Source organism: Escherichia sp. HH41S (assembly GCF_009820115.1).
Lineage (GTDB): Bacteria > Pseudomonadota > Gammaproteobacteria > Enterobacterales > Enterobacteriaceae > Escherichia > Escherichia coli_F.
In genome coordinates this window covers 1-3238 of the sequence record NZ_VNXE01000024.1, presented here as the reverse complement: position 1 = coordinate 3238, position 3238 = coordinate 1, and the positions used below count along the sequence as shown (strand labels likewise).

The window sequence follows — 3238 nt, the reverse complement described above, 5'->3', positions numbered from 1 at the left end:
AGTATGGTGCTCGGTGGTGTGGCGCAGATGCTGGCACCGAAAGCCAGAACTCCCCGTACACAGACAACGGATAACGGCAAACAGAACACCTATTTCTCCTCACTGGATAACATGGTTGCCCAGGGCAATGTTCTGCCGGTTCTGTACGGTGAAATGCGCGTGGGGTCGCGGGTGGTCTCTCAGGAGATCAGCACGGCAGACGAAGGGGATGGTGGTCAGGTTGTGGTGATTGGTCGATGATGAAAAACGTTTATGTGAAACCGCCTCCGGGCGGTTTTGTCGTTTATGGAGCGTGAGGAATGGGTAAAGGCAGCAGTAAGGGGCATACCCCGCGCGAAGCGAAGGACAACCTGAAGTCCACGCAGTTGCTGAGTGTGATCGATGCCATCAGCGAAGGGCCGGTTGAAGGTCCGGTGGATGGATTAAAAAGCGTGCTGCTGAACAGTACGCCAGTGCTGGACAGTGAGGGGAATACCAATATCTCCGGCGTCACGGTGGTGTTCCGGGCCGGTGAGCAGGAGCAGACACCGCCGGAGGGATTTGAATCCTCCGGCTCCGAGACGGTGCTGGGTACGGAAGTGAAATACGACACGCCGATCACCCGGACCATCACGTCGGCAAACATTGACCGACTGCGTTTTACCTTCGGCGTGCAGGCACTGGTGGAAACCACCTCAAAGGGGGACAGGAATCCGTCGGAAGTCCGCCTGCTGGTTCAGATCCAGCGTAATGGTGGCTGGGTGACGGAAAAAGACATCACCATTAAGGGCAAAACCACCTCGCAGTATCTGGCCTCGGTGGTGGTGGGTAACCTGCCGCCGCGCCCGTTCAATATCCGGATGCGCAGGATGACGCCGGACAGCACCACAGACCAGCTGCAGAACAAAACGCTCTGGTCGTCATACACCGAAATCATCGATGTGAAACAGGGCTACCCGAACACGGCACTGGTCGGCGTGCAGGTGGATTCGGAGCAGTTCGGCAGCCAGCAGGTGAGCCGTAATTATCATCTGCGCGGGCGCATTCTGCAGGTGCCGTCGAACTATAACCCGCAGACGCGGCAATACAGCGGTATCTGGGACGGAACGTTTAAACCGGCATACAGCAACAACATGGCCTGGTGTCTGTGGGATATGCTGACCCATCCGCGCTACGGCATGGGGAAACGTCTTGGTGCGGCGGATGTGGATAAATGGGCGCTGTATGTCATCGGCCAGTACTGCGACCAGTCAGTGCCGGACGGCTTTGGCGGCACGGAGCCGCGCATCACCTGTAATGCGTACCTGACCACACAGCGCAAGGCGTGGGATGTGCTCAGTGATTTCTGCTCGGCGATGCGCTGTATGCCGGTATGGAACGGGCAGACGCTGACGTTCGTGCAGGACCGACCATCAGATAAGGTGTGGACCTATAACCGCAGTAATGTGGTGATGCCGGATGATGGCGCGCCGTTCCGCTACAGCTTCAGCGCCCTGAAGGACCGCCATAATGCCGTTGAGGTGAACTGGATTGACCCGAATAACGGCTGGGAGACGGCGACAGAGCTTGTGGAGGACACGCAGGCCATTGCCCGTTACGGTCGTAATGTCACGAAGATGGATGCCTTTGGCTGTACCAGCCGGGGGCAGGCACATCGCGCCGGGCTGTGGCTGATTAAAACAGAACTGCTGGAAACGCAGACCGTGGACTTCAGCGTGGGCGCAGAAGGGCTTCGCCATGTGCCGGGCGATGTCATTGAAATCTGTGATGATGACTATGCCGGTATCCGCACCGGCGGGCGCGTGCTGGCGGTAAACAGCCAGACCCGGACGCTGACGCTCGACCGTGAAATCACGCTGCCATCCTCCGGTACCACGCTGATAAGCCTGGTTGACGGAAGTGGCAATCCGGTCAGCGTGGAGGTTCAGTCCGTCACCGACGGCGTGAAGGTGAAAGTGAGCCGTGTTCCTGACGGCGTTGCTGAATACAGCGTGTGGGGGCTGAAGCTGCCGACGCTGCGCCAGCGCCTGTTCCGCTGCGTGAGTATCCGTGAGAACGACGACGGCACGTATGCCATCACCGCCGTGCAGCATGTACCGGAAAAAGAAGCCATCGTGGATAACGGGGCGCACTTTGACGGCGACCAGAGCGGCACGGTGAATGGTGTCACGCCGCCAGCGGTGCAGCACCTGACTGCCGAAGTCACCGCAGACAGCGGGGAATATCAGGTGCTGGCGCGCTGGGACACGCCGAAGGTGGTGAAGGGCGTGAGCTTCCTGCTCCGTCTGACCGTAACAGCGGATGACGGCAGTGAGTGGCTGGTCAGCACGGCCCGGACGACGGAAACCACTTACCGCTTCACACAACTGGCGCTGGGGAACTACAGGCTGACAGTCCGGGCAGTAAATGCGTGGGGGCAGCAGGGCGATCCGGCGTCGGTATCGTTCCGGATTGCCGCACCGGCAGCGCCGTCGCGGATTGAGCTGACGCCGGGCTATTTTCAGATAACCGCCACGCCGCATCTTGCGGTTTATGATCCGACGGTACAGTTTGAGTTCTGGTTCTCGGAAAAGCGGATTGCGGATATCAGGCAGGTTGAAACCACAGCACGCTATCTTGGCACGGCGCTGTACTGGATAGCCGCCAGTATCAATATCAAACCGGGCCATGATTATTACTTTTATATCCGCAGTGTGAACACCGTTGGCAAATCGGCATTCGTGGAGGCTGTTGGTCAGCCGAGTGATGATGCATCCGGTTATCTGGATTTTTTCAAAGGCGAGATAGGGAAAACCCATCTGGCTCAGGAGCTGTGGACGCAGATTGATAACGGTCAGCTTGCGCCTGACCTGGCTGAAATCAGGACGTCCATTACGGATGTCAGCAATGAAATCACGCAGACCGTCAATAAGAAACTGGAAGACCAGAGTGCTGCAATTCAGCAGATACAGAAGGTTCAGGTTGATACAAATAATAACCTGAACAGCATGTGGGCTGTGAAGCTGCAGCAGATGCAGGACGGACGCCTTTATATCGCGGGTATTGGTGCCGGTATTGAGAACACCCCTGACGGCATGCAGAGTCAGGTGCTGCTGGCGGCGGACAGGATTGCGATGGTTAATCCTGCGAATGGCAACACAAAACCGATGTTTGTTGGTCAGGGCGATCAGATATTCATGAACGACGTGTTCCTGAAACGCCTGACGGCTCCCACCATTACCAGCGGTGGAAATCCGCCGGCATTTTCCCTGACACCAGA

General features: G+C 57.6%; 1 protein-coding gene and 1 pseudogene. Both read left to right on the top strand.

Annotation, left to right across the window (positions count from 1 at the left end; translation table 11 throughout):
• A pseudogene (locus FQZ95_RS06300) lies at positions 1 to 240 on the top strand (tail assembly protein); the annotation flags it as partial.
• A 59-nt stretch (positions 241 to 299) separates the two neighbouring features.
• Positions 300 to 3238 (top strand): phage attachment tail tip protein J (gene gpJ / locus FQZ95_RS06295; RefSeq protein ID WP_160530014.1); only part of this gene is annotated, 2939 nt, incomplete at its 3' end.